General features: G+C 41.5%; 19 protein-coding genes. 14 read left to right on the forward strand and 5 right to left on the reverse strand.

Features of this window, described 5'->3' with window-relative positions; genetic code table 11:
* Window positions 1–9: 9 nt before the first annotated feature.
* Complete coding sequence (locus PIECOFPK_RS05935) at window positions 10–915, forward strand: sucrase ferredoxin (protein ID WP_330973497.1); 906 nt, start codon at window positions 10–12, stop codon at window positions 913–915.
* Here the strand turns inward: PIECOFPK_RS05935 and nth are convergent.
* Complete coding sequence (gene nth / locus PIECOFPK_RS05940; protein ID WP_330973498.1) at window positions 908–1558, reverse strand: endonuclease III; 651 nt, start codon at window positions 1556–1558, stop codon at window positions 908–910. The two genes, PIECOFPK_RS05935 and nth, sit on opposite strands and share 8 nt — an antisense overlap.
* A 116-nt stretch (window positions 1559–1674) precedes the next feature.
* Window positions 1675–2877, reverse strand: coding sequence for a mannose-6-phosphate isomerase, class I (gene manA / locus PIECOFPK_RS05945; protein WP_409966725.1), 1203 nt, complete (start codon window positions 2875–2877; stop codon window positions 1675–1677).
* 36 nt (window positions 2878–2913) lie between these two features.
* Here manA and PIECOFPK_RS05950 point away from each other — a divergent pair, with 36 nt between their 5' ends.
* From PIECOFPK_RS05950 to PIECOFPK_RS05995, 10 genes are all read left to right on the forward strand, one after another.
* Window positions 2914–3270: a YraN family protein gene (locus tag PIECOFPK_RS05950; RefSeq protein WP_330973500.1), complete on the forward strand. Its 357-nt coding sequence runs from the start codon at window positions 2914–2916 to the stop codon at window positions 3268–3270.
* 129 nt (window positions 3271–3399) lie between these two features.
* Window positions 3400–4056 (forward strand): hypothetical protein, encoded by a 657-nt coding sequence (locus PIECOFPK_RS05955; RefSeq protein WP_409966726.1) that lies wholly within the window; start codon window positions 3400–3402, stop codon window positions 4054–4056.
* A 4-nt stretch (window positions 4057–4060) separates the two neighbouring features.
* Window positions 4061–4969: a site-specific tyrosine recombinase XerD gene (gene xerD, locus PIECOFPK_RS05960; RefSeq protein WP_409966727.1), complete on the forward strand. Its 909-nt coding sequence runs from the start codon at window positions 4061–4063 to the stop codon at window positions 4967–4969.
* A gap of 75 nt (window positions 4970–5044) precedes the next feature.
* A complete protein-coding gene (locus PIECOFPK_RS05965; RefSeq protein WP_330973503.1) occupies window positions 5045–5878 on the forward strand; it encodes a DUF2911 domain-containing protein in 834 nt (277 codons plus the stop codon).
* Window positions 5879–5912: 34 nt separating this feature from the next.
* Window positions 5913–6779, forward strand: coding sequence for a DUF6263 family protein (locus PIECOFPK_RS05970; protein WP_409966728.1), 867 nt, complete (start codon window positions 5913–5915; stop codon window positions 6777–6779).
* 300 nt (window positions 6780–7079) lie between these two features.
* Window positions 7080–8315, forward strand: a complete 1236-nt coding sequence (locus tag PIECOFPK_RS05975) for an MFS transporter (RefSeq protein WP_409966729.1) — start codon at window positions 7080–7082, stop codon at window positions 8313–8315.
* A gap of 6 nt (window positions 8316–8321) precedes the next feature.
* Window positions 8322–9725, forward strand: a complete 1404-nt coding sequence (locus tag PIECOFPK_RS05980; RefSeq protein ID WP_409966730.1) for an FAD-dependent oxidoreductase — start codon at window positions 8322–8324, stop codon at window positions 9723–9725.
* A gap of 44 nt (window positions 9726–9769) precedes the next feature.
* Window positions 9770–10690, forward strand: coding sequence for a glycerophosphodiester phosphodiesterase family protein (locus tag PIECOFPK_RS05985; protein ID WP_330973507.1), 921 nt, complete (start codon window positions 9770–9772; stop codon window positions 10688–10690).
* A gap of 68 nt (window positions 10691–10758) precedes the next feature.
* Window positions 10759–11670 (forward strand): endonuclease/exonuclease/phosphatase family protein, encoded by a 912-nt coding sequence (locus PIECOFPK_RS05990; RefSeq protein ID WP_330973508.1) that lies wholly within the window; start codon window positions 10759–10761, stop codon window positions 11668–11670.
* Window positions 11671–11682: 12 nt separating this feature from the next.
* Window positions 11683–12789 carry a metallophosphoesterase gene (locus PIECOFPK_RS05995; protein ID WP_330973509.1) on the forward strand — a complete coding sequence of 369 codons (1107 nt, stop codon included), beginning with the start codon at window positions 11683–11685 and terminating at the stop codon, window positions 12787–12789.
* A gap of 95 nt (window positions 12790–12884) precedes the next feature.
* Here PIECOFPK_RS05995 and PIECOFPK_RS06000 read toward each other — a convergent pair whose 3' ends face one another.
* Window positions 12885–14561: a glutamine--tRNA ligase/YqeY domain fusion protein gene (locus PIECOFPK_RS06000; protein ID WP_409966731.1), complete on the reverse strand. Its 1677-nt coding sequence runs from the start codon at window positions 14559–14561 to the stop codon at window positions 12885–12887.
* Window positions 14562–14884: 323 nt separating this feature from the next.
* On the opposite strand from PIECOFPK_RS06000, the gene PIECOFPK_RS06005 reads away from it, so the two are divergent.
* Together PIECOFPK_RS06005 and PIECOFPK_RS06010 are read left to right on the forward strand one after the other, a co-directional pair.
* A complete protein-coding gene (locus PIECOFPK_RS06005; protein WP_330973511.1) occupies window positions 14885–17269 on the forward strand; it encodes a 3-hydroxyacyl-CoA dehydrogenase/enoyl-CoA hydratase family protein in 2385 nt (794 codons plus the stop codon).
* A gap of 9 nt (window positions 17270–17278) precedes the next feature.
* Window positions 17279–17938, forward strand: coding sequence for a peptidase M10 (locus tag PIECOFPK_RS06010; RefSeq protein ID WP_409966732.1), 660 nt, complete (start codon window positions 17279–17281; stop codon window positions 17936–17938).
* Window positions 17939–17999: 61 nt separating this feature from the next.
* Here PIECOFPK_RS06010 and PIECOFPK_RS06015 read toward each other — a convergent pair whose 3' ends face one another.
* A complete protein-coding gene (locus PIECOFPK_RS06015) occupies window positions 18000–21302 on the reverse strand; it encodes a TonB-dependent receptor domain-containing protein (protein WP_409966733.1) in 3303 nt (1100 codons plus the stop codon).
* 247 nt (window positions 21303–21549) lie between these two features.
* On the reverse strand, window positions 21550–22668 hold the full coding sequence (locus PIECOFPK_RS06020; RefSeq protein WP_330973514.1) for a M42 family metallopeptidase: 1119 nt from the start codon (window positions 22666–22668) through the stop codon (window positions 21550–21552).
* A gap of 165 nt (window positions 22669–22833) precedes the next feature.
* Here PIECOFPK_RS06020 and PIECOFPK_RS06025 point away from each other — a divergent pair, with 165 nt between their 5' ends.
* The gene (locus tag PIECOFPK_RS06025) at window positions 22834–23592 is read left to right on the forward strand and encodes a DUF6515 family protein (RefSeq protein WP_330973515.1); all 759 of its coding nucleotides are present in this window, start codon (window positions 22834–22836) and stop codon (window positions 23590–23592) included.
* The last annotated feature ends 2 nt before the right edge of the window (window positions 23593–23594 follow it).

The raw sequence follows: 23594 nt of genomic DNA on the forward strand, positions 1-23594 counted from the left end.
ATTATTTTTTTGAAACAGATAACTGATAAAGACGTATTTTTTTGCAGTGCAGCTTCGCGATATTTTAAAGAGCCACTGGCAGGAACTGCTGCCAACAGCAGCGTTTTTATATTGATAGAGCATTGCAATCCTTTTCCGGCAAAAGTAGGGGAGGCGCATTTTGATAAAGCTTGGCTTCAAGGTATACAGAAACTGGCAAAGTCTCTAAAAGGGAAAGTTTTGCTAATTCGCAATAAGAAAACCAATTTCAGAGACTGTCGTATCATTTTTGTCGATTGTAAGAAATGCGCCTACTTTACTATTCAACTACCTATTGAGCAGGTGGCTACGGTTCGTCTTGCAGATTACATACATTCCGAGTCTACTGAATGGGAGACCGACCCGTTTTTTGTAATCTGTACCAATGGGAAAAAAGATAAGTGTTGCGCTAAGTTTGGATATCCTGTATTCAAGTTTTTTGAGGCTTTCAATACCGATGTGCAAGTATGGGAGAGTTCTCATGTAGGTGGAGACCGCTTTGCGGCTAATGTTGTGGCCTTGCCTTTTGGTATTTATTATGGACATGTAGTAGTAGAAGATGTAGGCCATATTATGGTGCGCACCTTGCTTAGAAAAATTTACAAGAATAAATACAGGGGATTAAGCCGTCGCTCATTTTTTGAGCAATCTGTAGAATGTTATGTGCGTGAGTATCTGCAAAACTATGATATCGATTTTGACATTAGCATGAAACTCCTGCATCATGAAGAAGACCGATATACCGTAGGGGTAAAGACTACCAGCAATTTTCACTGCGAAGTAGTGCTGCTAAAAGAGCGTATCGATTATCCGCACTTGCTTACCTGTAAATCGAGGGCGCCGGAAACTATTGTAAAGTACAGATTGCTAGAGTTAAAGCCCTTCGACGTTATATAAGCGTAACATTTTTGTGAAACCATGCGCAGGCCTGTTGTAATCCGCATTCGCGGCATTTGGGGTTGCGTGCCATACAAGTATAACGTCCATGTAATATCAGCCAGTGATGGGCTTTATGAATCAACGAGGGGTCAATATTTTTAACCAGCTCCTTTTCTACAGCCAAGGGTGTGCTCGCTTTGGGTGATACAAGTCCTATTCTTTTGCTTACCCGGAATACATGTGTGTCTACAGCCATATTGGGCTGCTTTTCAATTACCGAAGTAATCACGTTAGCGGTTTTGCGCCCTACTCCCGGCAGCGTAGTTAATTCCTGTACGGTCATAGGTATTTCGCCGTTAAATTCTTCCACAACCTTCTTAGCCATTCCTACCAGATGTTTGCTCTTATTGTTAGGATAAGAGATGCTTTTGATAATAGGAAACACTTCTTCCGGAGTGGCTTTACTTAGGCTGTATATATCCGGATATTTTTGAAAAAGATGCGGTGTGGTCAGGTTCACACGCTTGTCGGTACATTGTGCGGATAATATTACAGCTACCAACAATTGATAGGGGTTATCATATATCAACTCCGTTTCAGGTTCGGGCATATGTTCCGAAAAATAATCAATAACAAACCGATAACGCTCTTTCTTTGTCATCCTTACATTTAAAAAAGACCCAATGATTCTTGCAATGCCCTTATTGGGATTGCGTTATTGATAAGATGGTGAAGATGCTTGGCTGCGCTGTGCGTATTAACACATTGGTATATCTACTATTTCGCCGCGGCTTTGAACAGCCAAGAATCTTCCAGCGCCTTAACGGTTACTTTGGCTCCGGCAAATGCAGCAGCAGCAATATTACCACGATGCAGGGGTACAGTAGTCTTTTTCGCTTTCAGTGTCACGTTGCCCTCCATCAATAGGAATATTTCGGTAGTGGCAATATCCAATTTTATGGATTCGCCTTTTTTTAATTTATAAGAGGCCAGTGCAAAATCTTTCACGGGCGCTTTGTATTGCTGGCTGGCAGTACGCGCCTTTTTAATGATTTTGGGATGCGTGGCTTCGCATTTGGTGTGTTTAAGCAATTCTGCAGTGTCGATGTGTTTAGTAGTAAGACCGCCACGCAGAACATTGTCACTGCTGGCCATGATTTCTACATTGTAACCCTCTAAATAGGCATGGGGTACGCCCGCATCTTGGAAGATAGCTTGTCCTGGTGTAAGATGTACTAGGTTGAAGAAATAAACCGAAAAGATGCCGCGGTCTATTACGCCAGGTCTGTCAAATGTAAGTGCAGCACGAGCCGCCCAGAAGTTTTCATCATTTTTCTGCAGCACACCGTTTTGATATAAAGGTATGATGCGTGCTAACAAGGGATGCAGTACTTCATTTACTTTTTCCTGTGGCATTTCCATAACTGTCTTATACAGTCCTGCGTAACCTTTCTTTTTAAATATCGGTTTCAAAAATTTCAATTCTTTGGTCTGAGTGAGTATAGCTTCCATTTCTTCTTCGGGCTTAAACCCATGTAGCAGATAGAACTCACTCATGGCTACCATCAACTCGGGTTTATGATTGGTATCCTTGTAATTTCTGTGAGGCGCATCCAGCGGAATGCCTTTTTTGTTCTCTTCCTCAAAGTCAATGACTGCCTGCTTTTTGGAAGGATGTACTTGAATCGAGAGCATATCTTTCACGTCCAGCACTTTCAGCAAGTAAGGCATATTACCGAAGGTCTTCAGTATCTTTTTGCCCAATGTTTTCTCGGGTTGTTGCTGAATATAATCTCTCAGTAATACTTCGGACCCGTCATCCAAGGTAATTTTACAATTAGCTTGAGGATGTACGCCTAGCCAGTATTCGGCATAGGGCTCCATATTAGGGTTCTCAATTTCTAGAAGTGAAGGAATGTAATGAATACCCCCCCAGTCGTAATGCTTAATATCTCCGCTTAATGGTGCTAACACTTGCATAGTATAATTTGTAGTAACTTGTTGTAAAGATAGGAAATGGCGGCACATAATCAGTTAGGAAAGGCCGGGGAAGCCATGGCCGTAAAGTTTTTTACGCAAAAAGGCTATCTCATTGTTTGTCGTAACTGGCGTTATGGCAGGCATGAAATTGACATTATCGCCACGAAAGACAATAAATTGCATTTTATTGAAGTGAAGACCAGAAGCTCATCCCGTTACGGCTATCCGGAGGAGAGCGTAACTGCGAAAAAATTTGCGTCTTTGAAGGCTGCTGCCGATGCATATTTATTTCAGCACCCGGGTTACAAATGGATACAGTATGATGTATTATCCATTACACTGCATAAAAATAGACCTCCTGAATACTTTTTGCTCGAAGATGTTTTTATGTAATACGGTTTATAAAAAAATGTGTAGGTTTGTTTTCAGGCATTTAATTTTATGCCATACCCCCCCTGACAGAGGAGGGTTTAGCTTGTTCAAACAACCTTCAAACTTTAAATAAAAACAAAAACAAACAGTATGAGACTATTATTTTTTGCTTCAGCCTTTGCAGTAGTAACGCTTGCAGCTTGTAAAGGGGAAGACACTTCATCACAACCATTCTGTGCAGATGAGACTTGTATTGAAGAGCCAATGCTGGTGGAAAGTACAGCTCCCGGCAAACCTTTTGTGCGAATTAGCTTTAAAGATTGTCAAATAGATTCCATACACTGGGAAAAGAGCGGTGGCGTAGCAAATGATATTATCTTTAATGAATTTATTGAAAAAACAGTAAAACCTTCCAAGCAGTTTCTTACTTGCGATATTATCGAAGGTAAATACGCATGGGTGAAGTTTAACGATTGTGCTACAGGGCGTGGCTATCTTTTGAAACTGGGTTTTGATAAAGATGGCGTTACCAGCAAGTTTACCAGTGCGATTAATAATTTCGATCCTAAATTCGCCATAGAAGATGGTCTGGTAGCATATTATGACAATACGTTCATTTATGTAGAGGATATGCAAACCGGCCAAATCGCTAAGCAGCTCTTAACAGATACCGGTGTGACCGAAATCGATTATGACAATATTCATAGCCTGATTGATTCGGTAAACATCACTAAGACGAATATTTACGCAAAACTTAAAGTAAAAAATCAGGAAATCGTACATAACAACCCACTCAATTTTAAATAATCAAATGTGGGAGGCGTATAAAAAAGGCTTTAAAGCGTACTTGCAATTGGAGAAATCGCTTTCTTCAAACTCTACAGAAGCCTATCTGCGTGATTTGGATAAGCTCACGCAATTTCTTGAGATGAATAATATGGCTAAGAGTCCTGCAGCGGTTACCCTGCAGGACTTGCAGTTTTTTATAAAGTGGATAGCCGAGATGCAGTTGGCCGATACTTCACAGGCACGGATTATATCGGGGATTAGGGCATTCTATAAATATTGTTTGCTAGAGAATGTTGTAGAAGAAGATCCATCTATACTACTGGAAGCGCCTAAAACCAAAAGAGCTTTGCCAGATGTGCTCAGTTTTGAAGAAATTGAGCGCATCTTACAGCAAATCGATTTAAGTAAGCCCGAAGGTACGCGCAACAAAGCTATTCTGGAAACATTGTACAGTTGTGGCTTGCGTGTGAGCGAAGTGGTGAATTTGCGCATCTCCCAATTGTATTTGGATGTAGGATTCATACGGGTTACAGGAAAAGGAGATAAAGAAAGGTTGGTGCCTATTGGCGCTGCAGCAGTCAAATACATCAATCTGTATCGACAAACGGTGCGAGTACATATCGATGTGAAGCCCGGAAATGAAGATATTTTATTTCTGAATCGAAGAGGCACAAAGTTGTCGCGCGTAATGATTTTCTTAATTATAAAAGAGCTGGCTCAAAAGGCCGGGATTACCAAAACGATTTCTCCGCATACCTTTCGTCATTCTTTTGCTACACATTTAATAGAAGGTGGAGCCAATCTGAGAGCGGTACAGGAAATGTTGGGCCATGAAAGCATTACTACCACCGAAATCTATACACATCTGGATAAAGAGTTTCTCAGAAAAACATTGGAAGAGTTTCATCCTTCCTTTAGCAGGAATACTTAACGTTACCGCTTAATATTTTCCTATTAAATAAATCTTTCTATATTGCTATCTTAATTCTATAAAAAAATGACTGCCATGAAACGAATTGTTTTGTCCATTGTGTTATTGTGTGCTCTGCATTTGGGAAATGCTCAGCAGCTCGTGTTACCAGCACCTAGTCCGGCTCAAACCGTTAAGCAAGACTTTGGCTTGTCTTATATAGAACTCTCTTATAGCCGTCCGGCTGTACGCGAAAGGAAGGTTTTTGGAGACCTGGTTCCATACAACAAAGTATGGCGTACCGGTGCAAATGGAGCCACTACATTGACATTCGGTGATGAAGTAAGTATTGGTGGTAAACGAATTCCGGCAGGTAAATATGGTTTGTTAAGTATTCCGGGTGAAAAAGAATGGGTGTTGATTATTACCAAGCAAACCAATGTGACCAGCCCAGCAGCCTATAAACAAGAGGAGGATGTGGTAAGGGTGGTAGCAAAACCTCAAACGCTGGCTAATAAGGTAGAGAACTTTACTATTCAGTTTGAAAACATTCAGCCGGAGTCTTGTGAGTTGCAAATCATCTGGGATAAAACAATGGTAGTATTGCCCATCAAAACCCATATTGATGCAAAAGTGATGGCTGCAATAGATGCTTCCATGAAGTCGGATAAGCCTGCCTATTTTCAGGCAGCTACTTATTATTTCGAGAGTGGCAAAGATTTAAATAAAGCTATTGATTGGTTTGCTAAGGCAGCAGAACAACAGCCTAATGCGTTCTGGATAAAATATCAGTATGCGCGGGCCCTTGCTAAAGCCGGAAAAAAGGACGAGGCTGCTAAAGTTGCACTGCAGTCGAAAGAGCTAGCAGCGCAAGCTAAAAATGATGATTATGTTAAGTTGAACGAGAAACTATTAGCCTCGTTGAAATAAAATGGGACAATTTATAATCCTAAATAGCACTTCTATGAAAAGGCACTTCTTCTTAATTCTGGCTAGTACGCTGCTGGTATTAGCTGTGAATGCTCAAAATTATTCCATCCATTTTCAGCCGAAGAAAAATGATGCGTATGATGTACGTACCACTTTGAAATCTACTATTACGCAGCAAGTGATGGGAGAGGAGATGACGGTAAATATGGGAATGGATATGAATTCGGTGTATAGTTTCGACGATGATGGAGCTAATAAAACTCTACACATTACGTATGACAAAATGAAAGTAGATATGAATATGCTGGGTATGGCAACTACTATCAATAGTGAAGATGGTATGAAGCAAAGTGCCATACTAAAACAACTGAAGGGGAAGACCGTAAGTTTAAGCATAACCCCTCAAGGAGATATAGTAAAAGTTACGGGCGCTGAAAATTTGCTGGATGGCATCGATGCTGATCCTTCTCAAATCGAAACCATTAAAGGTATAGTAGGTAGCGATGCTGTGAAAAGCTCTATGGCTATGAGTATGGGTTTTTACCCGGGTAAGCCGGTAAAAGTAGGGCAAACTTGGACTAAAACCATTACCCTTACTCATCCATATGAGTTAGTGTCGGAAAGTGCCTATACACTAAAACGTGTAGAGGGTAAAAAAGCATTCATTGAAGTATTGAGCAAACTACATACTCCCGCCGATGCTAAAATGGAATACGGAGGGATGACGATGTCGGTACATCTGGAAGGAGATGTTACAGGTACTTACGAAGTGGATCTGGATACAGGGTTATCGGTTGTTAGTATCACGAAGCAGAATATGAAAGGAGATATCGAAGCCATGGGGCAAAAGATTCCTATGACAGTTACTACTGAGATGAACAGCACATCTGTGAAACACTAGGATGGCAGAAATACATTTATTGGAAAATGAAAGGCTGCTGTAAGGCGGCCTTTCATTTTTTAGTCCAGTATCAAATGCTTTCGAGTTGTATTTAATTATATTTAATTTTGTTTAAAAATATTTTTATTTATCTTTAATATTGTTACGTTTGTTCCAGTGAGGAGTGATTATAGGTTGCTTGGGAATGTTATAAACGATTGAGTTTTTTGTTTTATAGCGATTGCAAACTGAACAGTACGTGTAGTAAAACAGGTTTGTTTCGTAAATGAAATAGTGTTTTCGAAAACTTAATAAGTCATAATGCGTATTAGGCCTGAAACAAGACGCTGGTTGATTGTTGCCGTTATTTTTCTAGCGATTGTATTTAATTATGTCGACCGGCAAATCGTGTCTGTTTTAAAACCGATGTTAAAGTCGGAGTTTAATATTGATGACGATGGGTATGCTTTAATTGTAAATGTATTTACCATTTGTTATGCGCTGATGTATCCGGTGGCGGGATGGTTGGTAGACCGTTTTGGTGCCGGTAAAGTGATGCTATACGGGGTGTTGACATGGACGCTGGCTTGTATCGGAGGAGGGATTTCTAGAACTTTAGGACAATTTACTTTTTTCAGGGGATTATTAGGTATTGCTGAACCTTCCAATTTCCCCGCACAAATACGGGTAGTGACGGTCTGGTTTTCGGATAAGATGCGTGCTACTGCTAATAGCTTGTGTGTAGCCGGTAGTTCCGTGGGGGCCATCATTGCACCCCCGCTTATCGCATGGCTTGCGCTTTCTTATAATTGGCAGACAGCGTTTATAGTGTCTGGATCTGTAGGGTTGATAATTGTCATTTTATGGGCTCTGATTTATCGGGATCCACCTGCTGAGGTATTGGCTAAAAATGTGAAAGCTTCTGCTACGCAGGTGAATACTGAGGCTTTTAAATGGTCTCAGTTGTGGAAGACTCGCAGTCTATGGGGTATATTGTTGATACGTTTTATTAGCGACCCGGTATGGTATTTCTGTTTGTTCTGGTTGCCGGGGTATTTGCAGGAAAACTCAGGCCTTAGTTTGGCACAGGTAGGCATGTTTGGTTGGATTCCATTCTTATGTGCAGATCTGGGAGCTATTGGCACATCGGCTTGGTCGGACAGATTGGTGCGCCGTGGGAAGGCGCCACTTCAAGCACGTAAAATCATGCTTACAACAGTATCGCTTGCGGCTCCGTTGTGCTTATTGATCTCTTATGTATCCCATAATCCAGTGCTGACCATCTGTTTGTTCAGCGTTATAGCCATAATGTGCTTGACCTGGGTGTTCAATACACCGGTGGTGATGAGTGAAGTATTCCCCGTAAAAAATGTAGCCAGCGTGTTGGGAATAGCCGGAGGGTTCGGGGCTGCCGGGGCTGTGTTGTTCAACTATTTTGTAGGACAGCTTATCGGCACTTTGGGTGCAGGCAAGATTTTTACATTCATGGCTTTTTTACATCCCATTGCAGTACTACTGCTGTGGACTGTCATTAGAAAAGAAAAACCTCAATCATAAAATAATATGGAAACCAATAGTACTAAAAAGATAGTAGAACCGTCAAGAGAAATAAACGTGCGTTATGAAACCGATGTATTGGTAGTAGGTGGTGGACCTTCGGGTATTATGGCTGCTTTGGCTGCTGCAGAGGAAGGACATAAAGTAATGCTTATTGAAAGCAGAAGTTTTGTAGGTGGTAATATGACGATAGGTCTACCTATACTAGGTTTCTTAGGACAAAAAGGAAATCAGATTATTAAAGGGCTACCACAAAAATTTATCGATCGTTTAAAAGAAGTTCAGGCGGCCAGCGAACACCGACCCTGCCCGCTACATATGAGTTTGACCCTTGTAGAGCCTGAAGCTGTAAAGACGGTAGCACTCAAAATGCTGATTGAAGCAAATGTGCAGGTATTGTTTTATGCTTTCTTTGCAGGAATAGTGCAGGAAGGGGATGATCTAAAAGGTGTTATTATTGAAAGTAAGGCCGGTCGAGAAGCTATTCTAGCTAAAGTAGTTATCGACTGTAGCGGTGATGCCGATGTTGCTTATAAAGCAGGTGTTCCATGCGAGTTTGGAAATGAACAGGGAGGGGTACAACCACCTACATTGATGTTCTGCATGGGTGGAGTGGACACGGAGGAGCTGCGCCTCAGTATTGCTCAGGAGCCTCGCACGTATTTAACAGATTTTATCCCTGCCGAATATTTTGGACAAAACAATCAGTTTGTACTAGTAGGCTTACGCAACCTGATGAAGCAGGCTAAGGAAGCAGGAATGCAATTGCCTACCGAACGTACTATTTTGATTACAGGTTTACGCAAAGGTGAGATATGGGTAAATATGACAAGGGTGAATGGTGTGAATGGAACCGATCCTGCAAGCCTGACGCAGGGCGAGATTCTGGGACGCCAACAAATAGAAGATGTACAGGAGTATTTGATTAAGTATGTTCCGGGATTCGAAAATGCATACTTCGTAAGAACCGCACCCTTCCTTGGTATTCGTGAAACCCGTAGAATACGTGGGTTGTATACAATGACCCGCGAAGATATATTGAGTTGTCGTCATTTCGAAGATGCAATTGCTGTGGCTAGCTATCCTCTGGATATTCATCATCCGGTAGGAGGCGATTGTACGTTGGAGTGGTGTGGCGATTGCTACGATATTCCTTATCGTTCTCTGATACCTCAAAAAATAAAAAATCTAATTGTCGCGGGCCGTGCTATCTCTACTACACATGAGGCAATGTCGGCAATCCGAGTAATGGCACCTTGTATGGCTATGGGAGAAGCCGCCGGACGCGCAGCCAAAATGGCTATCAAGAATAAAGTGCAACCGGCAGATATTGATGTGAAAGCGTTGCAACAGGAGTTATTAGCCAAAGGTGCTTGGTTGCGAACTGAAAGTGTGGTGCCTGCTGAATAATTGCTGAAATGTGGTAACACCAATATGAAATCAATTTTCATGTAATGAGAAAATATATATGGATTGTTTGCTGTAGTCTGTTGTGGAGCCTGTCAGGCGCTTCACAGACGTTGAATACTTTTAACATTAAAAACACCAAGGAGCTTCGCGAATTCTTTACCTATTCCAAGGATCGCATTCCTATGATATGTGGTCATAGAAGCGGGGCACAATCGCTCTATCCCGAAAATACCATCGCCGGTATGGAATATGTGTTACAACACATGCCTGCTTTTTTTGAAATAGATCCGCGCCTTACCAAGGATAGTGTCATTGTGGTGTTTCATGATGCAACATTGGAAAGGACGACTAACGGTAAAGGGAAGTTGATAGATTATACTTGGAAAGAAGTGCAGCAGCTGCGATTAAAGGATAGTAAAGGAAATCTTACCGACTATCGCATTCATACACTTGATGAAGTATTGCAATGGGCCAAGGGGAAAACGATTCTGATGTTGGATAAGAAAGACGTGCCCTTTTCGATGATCTACGATGCCATCAAAAGGAATAAAGCCGAGCACAATGTACTAATATCGGCGTATGAACCGGAAGAAGCAGCATATTATTACAGCCGCGATCCTAATCTGATGTTTGAAGTGTTTGTTTCCAATGAAGAACGGTTACGAGCCTACGAAGCTACCGGAGTGCCTACAAGCAATATGGTGGCTTATTTTGGTCAGCCTAAGAAAAAAGCTTTTTACGATTTGGTACATAGTAAAGGCATGATGGTGATCATTTTTACAGCAAAGATTATGGAAAAGGAAGAAGATGAAGCAATAAGAGTACAATCGTATAAGAAGGTAGTACAACAGGGAGGTGATATTCTGCTAAGCGATAGGGCTCTTGAGGCTTATGAGTCGATACGAGAGTTTATACCTGCAAAAAGTTCAAAATATAAATTTCTCAGACAGATAAAGAAACGATAACTAAGGTTTAATGGTAAGATAATCTTTGTTGCTACCTTACCTGTTACAGCTTTAATAAATTGCATATCATGAATGGAAGAAGAAAATTCTTAAAGAACCTCGCTTCTTTAGCAGCTATTCCTGCATTATCTCTGAAAGAGCTTAAAATCGGCACGCATGTGGCTGAAAAAAGTTTCAGGGTAATGAGTTGTAATATTCGAGTAGCTCTGGATGAAGATGAAAAGAAAGGAGTAGGCTGGTCTTCCAGGAAAAACATTTGTCTAAAAATCATTGAAAGCAAAAAACCAGATATTATTTGCTTACAGGAAGTATTGCGAGTACAGGCAGATGATTTCAGGAAGCATTTTTCTTCTTATCAACTTTTTGGATTCGATGGTCCTGAAATGGATGTACATCCTACAGGTTATCATGGGATTGCCAAAAATCCTATTTTGTATTCCAAAGCTCGGTATGAGCTGCTTTCGGGTGGTGCATATTGGTTGTCAGAAACGCCGTTGATTGCAGGAAGTAAGTCTTGGGATACTGCCCGCGCTCGAAACATGTGTTGGGTTCGTCTTAAGGATAAAATTTCAGGAAAACAGTTACGGGTAGTCAACTTGCATTTAGACCATGTGTCTGCTCAGGCTAAAACTGAGCAACTGAAATTGGTAGTGGAAGAAAGTGCTCAATATTTGCCTGAGTTTAATCAGATAATGGCCGGAGATTTCAATAGTCGTTACCAGAGTAAGGTGCTGGAATCGGCTCGAAAAGGCGGTTGGAAGGAAAGCTATGAAACTATTCACGGCGAAAAAGAAGCCGGCTTTACTGCCCACGAGTTTCAAGGACTGAATTATGAGAAGGGCCCATCTAAAGGTAGAATAGATTATATCTGGTACAGAGGAAAAATTAAACCTCTTGCTACAACTATTGTCAAAGATCACATCAACGGTAAATACCCCAGTGATCATTTCTTTTTGCAATCTGATTTTATAATGGAATAAAACTATATGCTAATGAAAAAATATCTTATTCCCACGCTGGTTTTTTTATTTATTACGATAAGTGTTTTTGCGCAGCAAGATTATAAAAAGCCCACTCTTGAAAATAAAGACTCTTGGTCGTTAATTCTAATTCCGGATATTCAGAATTATGTAAAATGGAACCGAAATACTCCTATTCTGGATTTAATGATGGCGTGGATAGAAGATAATATTGATTCGCTAAACATTAAAATGGTGATGTGTGCGGGCGATCTAGTCGAGACTGATGAAAAAATTGCCAACGATAATAACGGCGATCGTACCACGCAACAGCAATGGGAGACAGCATCTAAAGTATTTTCGAGATTGGATGGAAAAGTGGCTTATATTGCCGCTACCGGTAATCATGATTACAGTATTGACCGAATGGGAAATCGATCAACTCGATACAATGATTTTTTCACTATTGAAAGGAATCATCTGAACAAAAAATATCTAGTTCAGCATGGAAAAAATGAGCAGGGAAGACCCTCTCTGGATAATGCTGCTTATGAGATTAAAAACCTAAATGGAAAGGATTATTTATTTCTAACACTGGAGTATGGTCCTCGCGATTCAATGCTTACTTGGGCTAAGAAAATTGTGGACCTAAAGCAGTACCAGAATCATCGCGTAGTGTTGCTTACGCATAATTATCTTAACACGAAGGATAAACGTACTACCAGTGAAATAAAGTGGAGATTTTTGGAACCTTATATCATAAACAATGCAACTGTGAAAGCTCCTGCTATACCATTACCCAATGCCAACAACGGAGAGCAGATATGGCAAAAATTGGTAGAACCTGCTTCTAATATCGAGTTGGTATTATGTGGACATATTTCAGGCGAAGGTTATCGTAAGGATAAAAACAAGGCAGGAAAAACCGTGCATCAAATGTTGTTTGATGCACAGTCGATGGGAGGTGGACATAGAGAAGGAAATGGCGGTGATGGTTGGTTGCGCATTCTAGAATTTATGCCCGATGGTAAAACGGTGAAGGTGAAAACTTTCTCACCCTTGTTTGCAGCTTCGCCATCTACAAGGCATTTGGCCTGGAAAAAAGATGAGCGAAATGAATATGTGTTTAAGTTTGATTAGACGGGATAAAATGTAATATATAGCAAGCCCATAGGAAATCTTATTGAGAATAACTCCTATGGGCTTATCTATGTTTTGCAACTAGAGATTAAAAATTAGGCTTTGGACGCAGCTTTGGCCCAAGTATCTTTTAATGTTACAGTTCTGTTGAACACCAATTTGTCTTTAGGGCTTTCTTTATCTAATACGAAATATCCTTTTCTTAAAAACTGGAAGCGGTGTTCCAGGGCTGCTTCTTGTAAAGAAGGCTCAGCCAGTGCATTGGGAACCACATTTAACGAGTTCGGGTTGATATAAGCTGTATAATTTTCAACACTACCCGGATCCTCGATAGTGAATAAACGATCATACTCGTTTACAGTAATCGTAATATATTCTTTTGCATTTACCCAATGCAGCGTTCCTTTTACATGGATACCCGATGTATCTTCACCGCTCTTGCTTTCAGGAATGTAAGAACAGTTCAGTTGTATAATATTACCTGCATCATCCTTTATCACTTCATCACATCGGATGATATAGGCATGTTTTAAGCGAACCATTTGTCCGGGGGCTAGCCTGAAGTATTTTTTAGGCGGGTTTTCCATGAAGTCCTCCCGTTCAATATATATTTCATTACTAAAGCTGATGTCACGATAACCTGCATTCGGATCTTCGGGGTTATTTTCTGCTTTTAGTAGCTCACTTCCTTTTTCATAATTAGTAATCACCACTTTGATGGGATTAAAGACAACCATTCTGCGAAGCGCAATTTTATTGAGATGTTCGCGCGCACAAAACTCCAGCAAACTCATGTCCACCATATTCTCGCGTTTACCCACACCGATGCGCTCACAGAAGTCCCGAATGCTTTCAGGAGTAAAACCGCGACGTCGAAAACCCGCAATAGTTGGCATACGCGGATCATCCCAGCCGCTAACATACCCAGCAGTAACCAGATGCAATAATTTTCTTTTGCTGGTAACGGTATGACTCAAGTTCCTTCTAGCGAATTCGTATTGTTTGGAAGGATAAATTTCTAGTTTTTCGATGAGCCAGTCGTAAACTTCGCGGTGTGGTACAAACTCCATCGTACATATGGAATGTGTAACACGTTCGATGGAATCGCTTTGCCCATGCGCAAAATCATACATGGGATAAATACACCAAGTATCTCCCGTACGATGATGATGTGCGTGCTTGATACGATACAAAATAGGGTCGCGCATCAGCATATTAGGCGATGCCATGTCTATTTTAGCGCGCAGTACTTTTTCCCCATCTTTATATTTTCCGGCACGCATTTCGGCAAAAAGCTTCAGATTCTCTTCCGGGGTGCGGTCCGCATATTTGTTGCGATATCCCGGTTGAGTGGGCGTACCTTTTTGTTCGGCTATCTCTTCACTGGTACTATCATCTACATATGCCAGTCCTTTTTTGATCAGTCTTTCGGCATATTCATACAGCTGTTCGAAGTAATCCGATGCATAAAGCTCATGCTTCCACTCGAAGCCCAACCATTTAATATCTTCCTTAATACTTTCTACGTATTCGGTATCTTCTGTGGTGGGGTTGGTGTCGTCGAATCGCAAATTGGTGTAGCCTTTGTATTTACGGGTTAAACCAAAATTTAGGCAGATACTACTTGCATGCCCAATATGCAGATAGCCGTTCGGTTCCGGAGGAAACCGCGTTACTATTGAGTCATATTTACCTTCTGCCAGGTCCCTTTCTATGATTTCTTCAATGAAGTTAAGGCTCTTTTCTTCCTTCACATGATTTTCTTCGCTCATATTTGTAGAACTTGAGTATCTGCAAATTTAACTTTTTTTAGACAGCTTTAATCAATGTATTTTCCCAAACATTCTATTTCAGTCAACTAGATCGGATCTGTATTTAGTTCGTATAAATATTGCGTACAATCAATTGACCGAGTGCATCAATCGTTTGTTTATTTTCTTATCTTCATAGAAAATAGTTGCTTAGCTAACTAAATATATCCGTAAGACGGTTGCATGATTATGACGCGTTGAATGAGCGTTTAGTTGTAATCAAAGTTCATATTTCGAGAGCTTTTTACGTAAGAGCATTGCGGCCGGTTTTAATAGCAAAAGCCATGAAAAGAACAATTAAAAAAGTTGCTGTTTTAGGTAGCGGTGTTATGGGTTCCCGTATTGCTTGTCATTTTGCGGGGGTTGGTATTCCGGTGTTATTATTGGATATGCCGGCTCCGTTACCACCTGAAGGACAATCCACATCTTATGACAAGAATAAACTGGTGAATGAAGCCTTACAAGCCGCTTTGAAGAGCAACCCCTCGCCGGTTTATACTCGAGACGTGGTTAAAAAAATCACCACAGGTAACTTCGATGATAATATGAAGGATATCGCTACCTGTGATTGGGTGATAGAAGTGGTGGTGGAAAGATTGGATGTGAAGCGAGCCATTTTCGATCAGGTAGAGCAATACCGCAAGCCCCAGACTCTAATAACAACTAATACTTCTGGCATTCCCATACATTTGATGGCAGAGGGTAGAAGTGATGACTTCAGAAAACATTTCTGTGGTACGCACTTTTTCAATCCGCCACGTTATCTACGTCTTTTGGAAATCATTCCTACGGCCGACACAGACCCGGAAGTTGTGCAATTCCTCATGGATTTTGGAGATGTGATACTGGGTAAGACCACTGTGCTGTGCAAGGATACTCCAGCATTTATTGCCAACCGCATTGGCGTATTCAGTATTATGTCTGTTTTTTCACTGGTAGATAAGCTGGGATTAACCATTGATGAAGTAGAGCTCCTTACGGGGCCGATAATAGGGCGTCCCAAATCTGCTACTTTTCGTACGGCAGATGTAGTGGGTATTGATACCTTGGTAAAAGTGGCCAACGGAATATATGAAAACTGCCCTTCAGATGAAGCGCGCGAGTTATTTAAAATACCGGAATGGCTGCATAGCATTGTAGCCAATAACTGGCTAGGAGATAAAACTGGGCAGGGTTTCTTTAAAAAAATGCCCCCTACACAGGAAGGAGAAAAACAAATCTATTCGCTGGACTTAAAAACACTGGAATATAAGCCTAGAGTAAAAGCAAAATTTGCTTCAGTCGATGCTGCTAAGCCGGTTGAGGATTTGTCGGTAAGGCTGAAAATGCTGTTTCAGTCACCCGATAAAGCCGGAGAATTTTACAGACATTTTCACTACGGGCTGTTTTCTTATATCAGTCATCGTATTCCGGAAATAAGTGAGGAGTTTTATCGCATAGATGATGCTTTAAAAGCCGGATTTGGATGGGAGATCGGCGCATTTGAAACATGGGATTTGCTTGGGCCTGAAAAAGTAGTGGCCGATATGAAAGATGCGGGCTATGCCGTAGCTCCCTGGGTAGAAGCCATGATTGCTGCGGGACATAAAACATTCTATAAATCCGAACAGGGTAAAACTTTGTTTTATGATGTTGCAACAGCGAAATATATACCCATATCCGGTAAGGAAACGCTCATCCTTCTTAAAAACTATGCTGATAAATTAATTTGGAAGAATAACAGTTGTAAGCTCTATGATATTGGAGATGATGTGTTGGCGCTGCAATGGAATACCAAGATGGGAACTATTGGAGGCGATGTGTTAAGCGGCATTCAGACGGCTATCGATAAAGCCGAAAAGGATTATAAGGGGCTTGTAATAGCCAATGATGGTACAAACTTCTCTGCAGGCGCCAATGTGGGCATGATATTCATGCTGGCTGTGGAGCAGGAGTTTGATGAGCTGGACTTTGCTATTCGGTCCTTCCAAAATACGATGATGCGGGTACGCTACTCTTCAGTTCCGGTAGTAGTGGCGCCGCATGGGCTTGCATTAGGTGGTGGTTGTGAATTGAGCATGCACGCAGATAAGGTATGTGCCGCAGCTGAAACGTATACGGGATTAGTAGAACTAGGTGTTGGTGTGATACCTGGGGGCGGAGGGACCAAAGAGTTTGTATTGCGCGCAGCGGATGATGTGCAACCCGGCGTTCCGGAAAACATTCCTTTGCAGAATCGTTTTATAACTATTGCAACTGCCAAAGTTGCTACTTCTGCATTCGAAGCTTATCAATTAGGTATTTACCGTAGCGGACAGGATGAGGTGGTGATCAATCAGGATCGTCGTATTACAGAAGCAAAAAACCGTGTTATCAGTTTGTATGATGCGGGATATGTGCAACCGGTACCCCGCAACGATATCAAAGTATTAGGTCGTAGTGCACTTGGCGCTTTGCTGGCTGGTATTCACGCCATGCAGCGGGGTAATTATGCCACCGAGCATGATGCTAAGGTGGCCCGGAAGCTGGCCTATGTGATGTGTGGTGGAGACCTTAGCGAACCTACATTGGTATCGGAACAATATTTGTTGGATCTAGAGCGTGAAGCATTTCTTTCGTTATGCGGAGAAAGAAAAACACTGGAGCGTTTGCAAAGTGTAATTAAAACCGGCAAACCGATACGCAATTAAAAGGTATCTATGGGTACTGCAGAAATTCAATCTCATAAAACGATTCTAATTCGCTCGCATATTGTCACTTATGGCAATGCAGCAGACCCGAAGATTACGGAACAAATACGGGATGAAATCGAAACCATGTGGAACGCGCCGCAGGGTAAAATCTATTTTGATAAAGAGGTGTACATAGTACAGTTTAGCATTACTGCGGAGTATAACCCGGAGATTACCCCCTTAGAGGTTTTGAGTAACGATAATCCCCGCAATAATTATTTTCGTATCGAGGAGTTTGCTTACGGTAATATTTCGTTTGTTGATGGAATAGGCTGTAATTCTGGATACTTCAAGCTGGAGAACCTGTATAGGGGATCCACAACAGCGGCACATGAATATGGTCATACTCTCGGATTGGAGCATCCATCAGACTTAGATTTTCGAGGCAAAGGAGCTCCAGGCATCATGTATCCACGGGGTACTTTAGTAGATCCACAATATCAGTACGACCCTACAAAACCAGCGGGTGTAACGGGTGGTACACTGCATCCTATGTATCGGAAGGTAAGACAGCAGCAAGATATTGAAATGCTGAAAATACATCGGTTGGACTTTTCAGATAGTATAGCCGTTATAGGAGAATTTAGTAGCGTGTGGCATCCTGATCATCTTGAAATTTCGTATTGAACAAAAACTTAGGTATAAAAAAACCGGCATTAAGCCGGTTTTTTTATTGTGCTCCACTTTATTAGTTGAATGTGTATCTAATACCAAATTGCATGTAGTAAGTGGAAGTGATTGTCTGGTTAGTGCGGTAGGGATCTCTGATGATATCACCGTTGGCACTGTTAATTCTGAATTGAGGTCTGCCATCAGGTGCTGTACCTGCAGGAACCAGAATATTGGAGTTAGCGATCTTATAAACGCCCCAGTGGGGGTTGAACAGATTGCCGACATTAAATACATCCCAGAACACTTCCAGTGAGTGTTTCGCACCGCCTAAGCCATTGAATATTTGCTGAGCGAATCTCAGGTCAAATTGATTTCTCCAAGGCAGTACTGCACCGTTTCTCTCTGCATACATACCTTTTCTTTTTCTTAGGTATTTATCTTTTTCAATGAAGTTCATAAAGATCTCCATTTGTTCTTCGGGAGTATATGTTTTACCTCCGTATGCAGAACCGCTAGCAGTAACGAATACAATCTCACTTGGGTCTTTCGGAACATATATCAGATCATTAACCTGACCATCGTTGTTGAAGTCGCTGGAGTAAGAATAAGAGTATCTACCCTGATGTCCTCCTGTGTAGAACAGGGTTACAGAAGTTTTCAGGTTGCCAATCCAGTTGTTGCTATAGGTAACCGAACCCACCAGACGGCTAGGCAACACGTTGCTGGTATAGGAAAGTGATGGTTCGTTGGGGTTGCCAGTGTTTTGGAAAGGCAGCGACCACAGATTCGCAATTTGGTCACCACTTCCATCGCCGAAGTTTTTAGCTCCACTTCTAGTGTATGCGATGGTGGCAGAGAAGCCTCTCTCAAACAGTTTAGTTAATGATACGGTTGTAGCCCAGTAATGACCACCTTTTGCATTCTTCATTACAATCGCATCAAAACCGCTGGTACCACTAGGATCAATTACCCTATTGCCATTAACATCTGTGATTAGTTTATTGATATATCTATTCGCTCCTGAAGGGAAGATGTATCTATTGTCTGGATATCCGGCTATATTCATGCGAGTAGGATCTACTAAGTTGGCATTCATTGCTACTACGCCATTGATGTCCTTATTGTAGATACCTTCGATAGTACCGATGATGTTCCAAGGTAATTTCACGTCCAAAGCCAAGCTCGACTTCCAGGTTGACGGGAATTTCAGATTGGAAGCCATCGCTGATACGCTTGAAGGAATGGATGTTCCTGCTTGAGGTAAGGTAGATGGATAATTAGCCTTGATATCCGGGCTGAAGTTAGGCATGTTGGGATCTCCTGCCTGATAGCTTTGCAGGAACTGCAACATACCGGCATCACCCGACTGCGCCACAATCCATACGTAAGGGATTCTTCCGGTGAAAATTCCGGATCCGCCACGTAATACCAGAGAACGATCGCCTAAGATATCATAGTTAAATCCGAGGCGAGGAGACAACATGGCTGTAGTCTTGGGTAGGCTACCTGTATTAATTTTCAGACCATTAGCAAATGTAGCTTCTGCCACCAGCGGGTGTGTCTTTATCTCTGCTACGTTTGGATAAGAAGGCAGTTCCACTCTCAGTCCGGCCATTAACTTAAAGTTTGGAGTGATGTTAAACTCATCCTGTAAGTATAAAGACCACTGAGCAAATTTAAAGCTGGGGAAAGCTTGAGATCCATCCTCAGTAAGCGGGAACGTTAAAGCATAGTTGATGGGTTTGGCACCGTTTACAAAGTCTTCCCATGATGCAAAGGTATAAGCACCGGTACCAAATCTTTGGAACCCGTTTTTGGTGCGGCTGGTTTCGTACTGGATACCTCCGGTTAAAGTGTGGTCTCCTAGTGTATAGCTCGCATCATAATTGAGGGTAAGCGTTTTAACATCCCTTAAGTTTCCGAAAGTGAAAGGTTCGTATCCAAAAGTTGTAAGTACGTTATTGCCACTTAAGCCACCTTCATTACTTAGAATATCTACTAGCGGGAATAAACCTCCGGGAGAGCTTCTAGGTGCGTTTTGGTGTACATAAGAAGCTCTGAAAGAATGGTTCAGATTACCAATTTTACCGTTGTATTCCAATGTTCCTGTGTACAGGTTATCTTCTTGGAAATAGTTGGAGTTGGCAAAGTGCATTGCGGTATTGGCAGTTCTGCTACCTGCGTAGGAAATCCCTTGGTTTGTAGTAGATGCACTAATTAAAGAAGGCGTTTTAGATTCTACCTGTGAATATCGGAAGTTGATTTTATGCCCTGTAGCAATGTTCCAGTCGATTCTTCCGAACATTTTAGTATTATCACTCTTATAGGAATATCCCTGATAAGGTCCGGGATCATATCCATAATTACTGATCAGGTAGTTACGTACACTATCCAAGAAAGAGGCTCTCGGTCTAGCTACGTTGGTATTGGAAGGTGACCAGGGGTTGCTGGGTGTCTGCGCGATTTTAGTAGGTCCCGGTTCTGTTTGCTTCATCTGTTCGAAGTTCAAGAAGAAGAACAGTTTGTTTTTGATGATAGGACCTCCCAAGCTAGCTCCATACTGTTGAATTTTTAAAGGAGCGATGTTGGTAATGTTAAAGTCTTCGACTCTATAACCTTGCTGTTTATCAGATCTGCCGGTATAAAAAGCAGTTCCGAAAAACTCGTTTCTACCGGAACGGGTAACTGCATTGATAGCGGCACCAGTAAACCCTGTCTGACGAACATCGTAAGGGGTTACGTTTACGGTAATTTGTTCAATCGCGTCCAAGGAGATAGGAGAACCACCAGCAGGTACATTTTGACCAATACCGAACTGGTTGTTAAAGTTAGCACCATCTACGGTGAAGTTGTTAGAGCGATAGTTACCACCACCAATAGCGGTTCCGTTGGCCTGAGGAGCCAGGCGGGTAAGATCGTTCACACTTCTGCTGATGGATGGTAGGTTTTCAATTTGGGTTCGGGTTACGGTGGTGGAAGTTCCGATACGGTTCCTTTTCATTAACGCATTGGCTCTACCTACCACAAGTACCTCTTCCATTGTCTGTCCGGCTTGCTGCAGTTTTACCTGCAATACGTAAGGCTGACCCAGTTCAAGATATACATCTTCCTGAACATCGGGTGCGAGTCCTACATAACTAATTTCAATTTTGTAAGGACCGCCTACGCGAACATTTCCTAGGTTGATATTACCATTATCATTGGTTACGCCCTTGTATACAGTACCTGTGGGCGTGTGGGTTGCAACAACAGTAGCTCCTTGTAAGGGTGCTCCTGCATGGTCGGTAACTTTTCCTGTAATACTACTAGTAGTTACCTGGGCCCGAAGTGCAACTGTAAAAATAATTAGTGTGATAGAGAGAAGGATTTTTTTGAGCATGTAACTGAGTTTTAATATGGCAAAGAAACATAATAAATTTTAACATTTCCTTGCTATATGTTAACAAATTGTAAACGGATTAAGAGGTTTAAAGAAATTGACTGCAATCAACCGTACAGTTTATTTTATTATTTGTTATATTTAACGGGATTTTTTGAGAAATTTTTAATGAACCGTTCATGTTTTTAATAAAAAAACCTGCCATTCCAGGCAGGTTTTAAAGTATTATGAAAATAGTTAATCGGTACTACAAGTATTTTAGATTTGTTTTTGGGCTTAACTGCAGCAAAGTTTCGTACATAAGCCTTATGGTATTTTCGATATCATCTTTATGCACCATTTCTACTGTAGTATGCATGTAGCGCAATGGTAATGAAATCAATACAGAAGGACATCCATCGTTGGCATAAGCAAATGAGTCGGTGTCAGTACCAGTGCTACGGCTTAATGCTCGCCATTGCACAGGGATATTTTTCTCTTCCGCAATTTTCTCCACAAAGGCTAAGAGTTTGTTATGAATAGCCGGACCATAAGCCAGTGACGGACCTTTACTGCAGGAAATATCTCCTTCTATTTTTTTATTGATTAAGAAGTGATTAGTATCGTGTGTAACATCGGTAATGATAGCCACATCGGGTTTAATACGGCGCGCAATCATCTCTGCTCCGCGTAATCCAATTTCTTCCTGAACGGCATTTACAATATACAAGCTATAAGGGAGCTTCTTTTTGTTTTCTTTAATCAATCTAGCTACTTCAGCAATCATAAAACCACCTGCACGATTATCGAATGCCCGACCTACATAGAAATCATTGGCCAGTTCATCAAAGCCGTCTTGATAAGTAACTACCGCTCCGATATGAATCCCTAGGGCTTCTACCTCTTTTTTGCTACGTACGCCACAATCGATACACAGGTTTTCTACTTTAGGCTGGGTCTCATTATCCTTGCCAATACGGGTATGAATAGCCGGCCATCCAAATACACCTTTTACGATGCCTTTTTTGCCATGCACATATACCCGCTGACCTGGTGCAATTAGATGGTCTACGCCACCGTTTCTTTTTAGGAATAATAGTCCACTTTCGTTAATATAGTTTACAAACCAACTAATTTCATCGGCATGCGCCTCGATAACTACTTTAAAAGGCTGGCCGGGATTGATAACACCTACAGCTGTTCCATAAGGGTCAGTAAAATATTCATCAATATAGGGTTTCAGATAGTCCAACCATACCTTCTGACCTGCACTTTCAAAACCTACCGGAGAAGGGGTATTGATGTAATCTTTGAGGAATTGTAGTGAGGTTGGTGTAATAACTTGTTTTTGAGTGGTTTTCTTTTTCGTATTTGTAGACTTTGCCATAAATCAATTGTATGAAGTTCAAATGTAAATAATAATACTGGATGTGAATATAGAAATAAATGGGGAAAATGCAGGTCTGATGGAGCGAAAAGCCCTCTATAAAATTTATTTTATCGCATGCAGCCTTTTTAGTTTTTAGCGCGTCTTTCAAAAAAACAAAAGGGAATGAAGCGTTTTTTATTTTCAGCCTTTTGGGTAGTTTTTTTCTTTCTTTTTTATAGCGAGATTAATGCACAGCGGGTACGCTATTATCGCCCCTATCCAGTATACCGCACGCGTCCTGTGATAGCGGTGGGAGTAGGTGGATTATTTGGCGGTTATTGGGGACCTGCTGTGGGTGTGGGCGTGAATGTGGTATTGCCCCCTCCCGGAGCCAGAACTCATCATTTGCCTGCAGGGGCTGTGAGAAAAGAAATTAACGGTATTACTTATTATTATAAAAACAATACTTATTTCCGCGAGCGAGAAGATGGCGGATTTGAAGTGGTGGAACCACCGGTGGGAGCGACACTACATAGAATTCCCATCGGTGCTAAGTTGACAAAAATTAACGGGAAGTATTACTATGAGAAGGATGGGGTGTTCTATTACAAAGACAGGGACGATGCCGGTAATACCGTATATATCATAAAAGGTAAGAATGGTGAGTTGTACACCGATGAAAAAGAGGATGCAGAAAGAACACCATCTTATCGTTACGAAGAATCATCGGGAGATGAAGTGCCATCCCATTCTTCTAAAGATAGCTCTAGTTTCTATTTTATTGAGCCGGAAATTGGAGATCGTTTTGAGCAGTTGCCTAAAAATTCGAGAGAGGTAATTGTGGATGGTGAGAAACAATATGTTTCACCTAATGGGTTTTATTATAAAGAGGTGAGAGAGGATGGAAAGGTTCTCTATGAAGTGGTAAAAAAGAAGCCGTGATT

Source organism: Chitinophagaceae bacterium C216 (genome assembly GCA_028485475.2).
GTDB classification, from domain to species: domain Bacteria; phylum Bacteroidota; class Bacteroidia; order Chitinophagales; family Chitinophagaceae; genus Niabella; species Niabella composti.

Excerpts from the sequence above, each read along its gene's own strand:
- PIECOFPK_RS05975 (WP_409966729.1), top strand. The coding sequence starts at position 7,080 with ATGCGTATTAGGCCTGAAACAAGACGCTGGTTGATTGTTGCCGTTATT.
- PIECOFPK_RS05985 (WP_330973507.1), top strand. The coding sequence starts at position 9,770 with ATGAGAAAATATATATGGATTGTTTGCTGTAGTCTGTTGTGGAGCCTG.
- PIECOFPK_RS05990 (WP_330973508.1), top strand. The coding sequence starts at position 10,759 with ATGAATGGAAGAAGAAAATTCTTAAAGAACCTCGCTTCTTTAGCAGCT.
- PIECOFPK_RS06010 (WP_409966732.1), top strand. The coding sequence starts at position 17,279 with ATGGGTACTGCAGAAATTCAATCTCATAAAACGATTCTAATTCGCTCG.
- PIECOFPK_RS06025 (WP_330973515.1), top strand. The coding sequence starts at position 22,834 with ATGAAGCGTTTTTTATTTTCAGCCTTTTGGGTAGTTTTTTTCTTTCTT.
- PIECOFPK_RS05950 (WP_330973500.1), top strand. The coding sequence starts at position 2,914 with ATGGCGGCACATAATCAGTTAGGAAAGGCCGGGGAAGCCATGGCCGTA.
- PIECOFPK_RS05955 (WP_409966726.1), top strand. The coding sequence starts at position 3,400 with ATGAGACTATTATTTTTTGCTTCAGCCTTTGCAGTAGTAACGCTTGCA.
- PIECOFPK_RS05995 (WP_330973509.1), top strand. The coding sequence starts at position 11,683 with ATGAAAAAATATCTTATTCCCACGCTGGTTTTTTTATTTATTACGATA.
- PIECOFPK_RS06020 (WP_330973514.1), bottom strand. The coding sequence starts at position 22,668 with ATGGCAAAGTCTACAAATACGAAAAAGAAAACCACTCAAAAACAAGTT.
- PIECOFPK_RS05965 (WP_330973503.1), top strand. The coding sequence starts at position 5,045 with ATGAAACGAATTGTTTTGTCCATTGTGTTATTGTGTGCTCTGCATTTG.
- manA (WP_409966725.1), bottom strand. The coding sequence starts at position 2,877 with ATGCAAGTGTTAGCACCATTAAGCGGAGATATTAAGCATTACGACTGG.
- PIECOFPK_RS06015 (WP_409966733.1), bottom strand. The coding sequence starts at position 21,302 with ATGCTCAAAAAAATCCTTCTCTCTATCACACTAATTATTTTTACAGTT.
- nth (WP_330973498.1), bottom strand. The coding sequence starts at position 1,558 with ATGACAAAGAAAGAGCGTTATCGGTTTGTTATTGATTATTTTTCGGAA.
- xerD (WP_409966727.1), top strand. The coding sequence starts at position 4,061 with ATGTGGGAGGCGTATAAAAAAGGCTTTAAAGCGTACTTGCAATTGGAG.
- PIECOFPK_RS05970 (WP_409966728.1), top strand. The coding sequence starts at position 5,913 with ATGAAAAGGCACTTCTTCTTAATTCTGGCTAGTACGCTGCTGGTATTA.
- PIECOFPK_RS06000 (WP_409966731.1), bottom strand. The coding sequence starts at position 14,561 with ATGAGCGAAGAAAATCATGTGAAGGAAGAAAAGAGCCTTAACTTCATT.
- PIECOFPK_RS06005 (WP_330973511.1), top strand. The coding sequence starts at position 14,885 with ATGAAAAGAACAATTAAAAAAGTTGCTGTTTTAGGTAGCGGTGTTATG.
- PIECOFPK_RS05980 (WP_409966730.1), top strand. The coding sequence starts at position 8,322 with ATGGAAACCAATAGTACTAAAAAGATAGTAGAACCGTCAAGAGAAATA.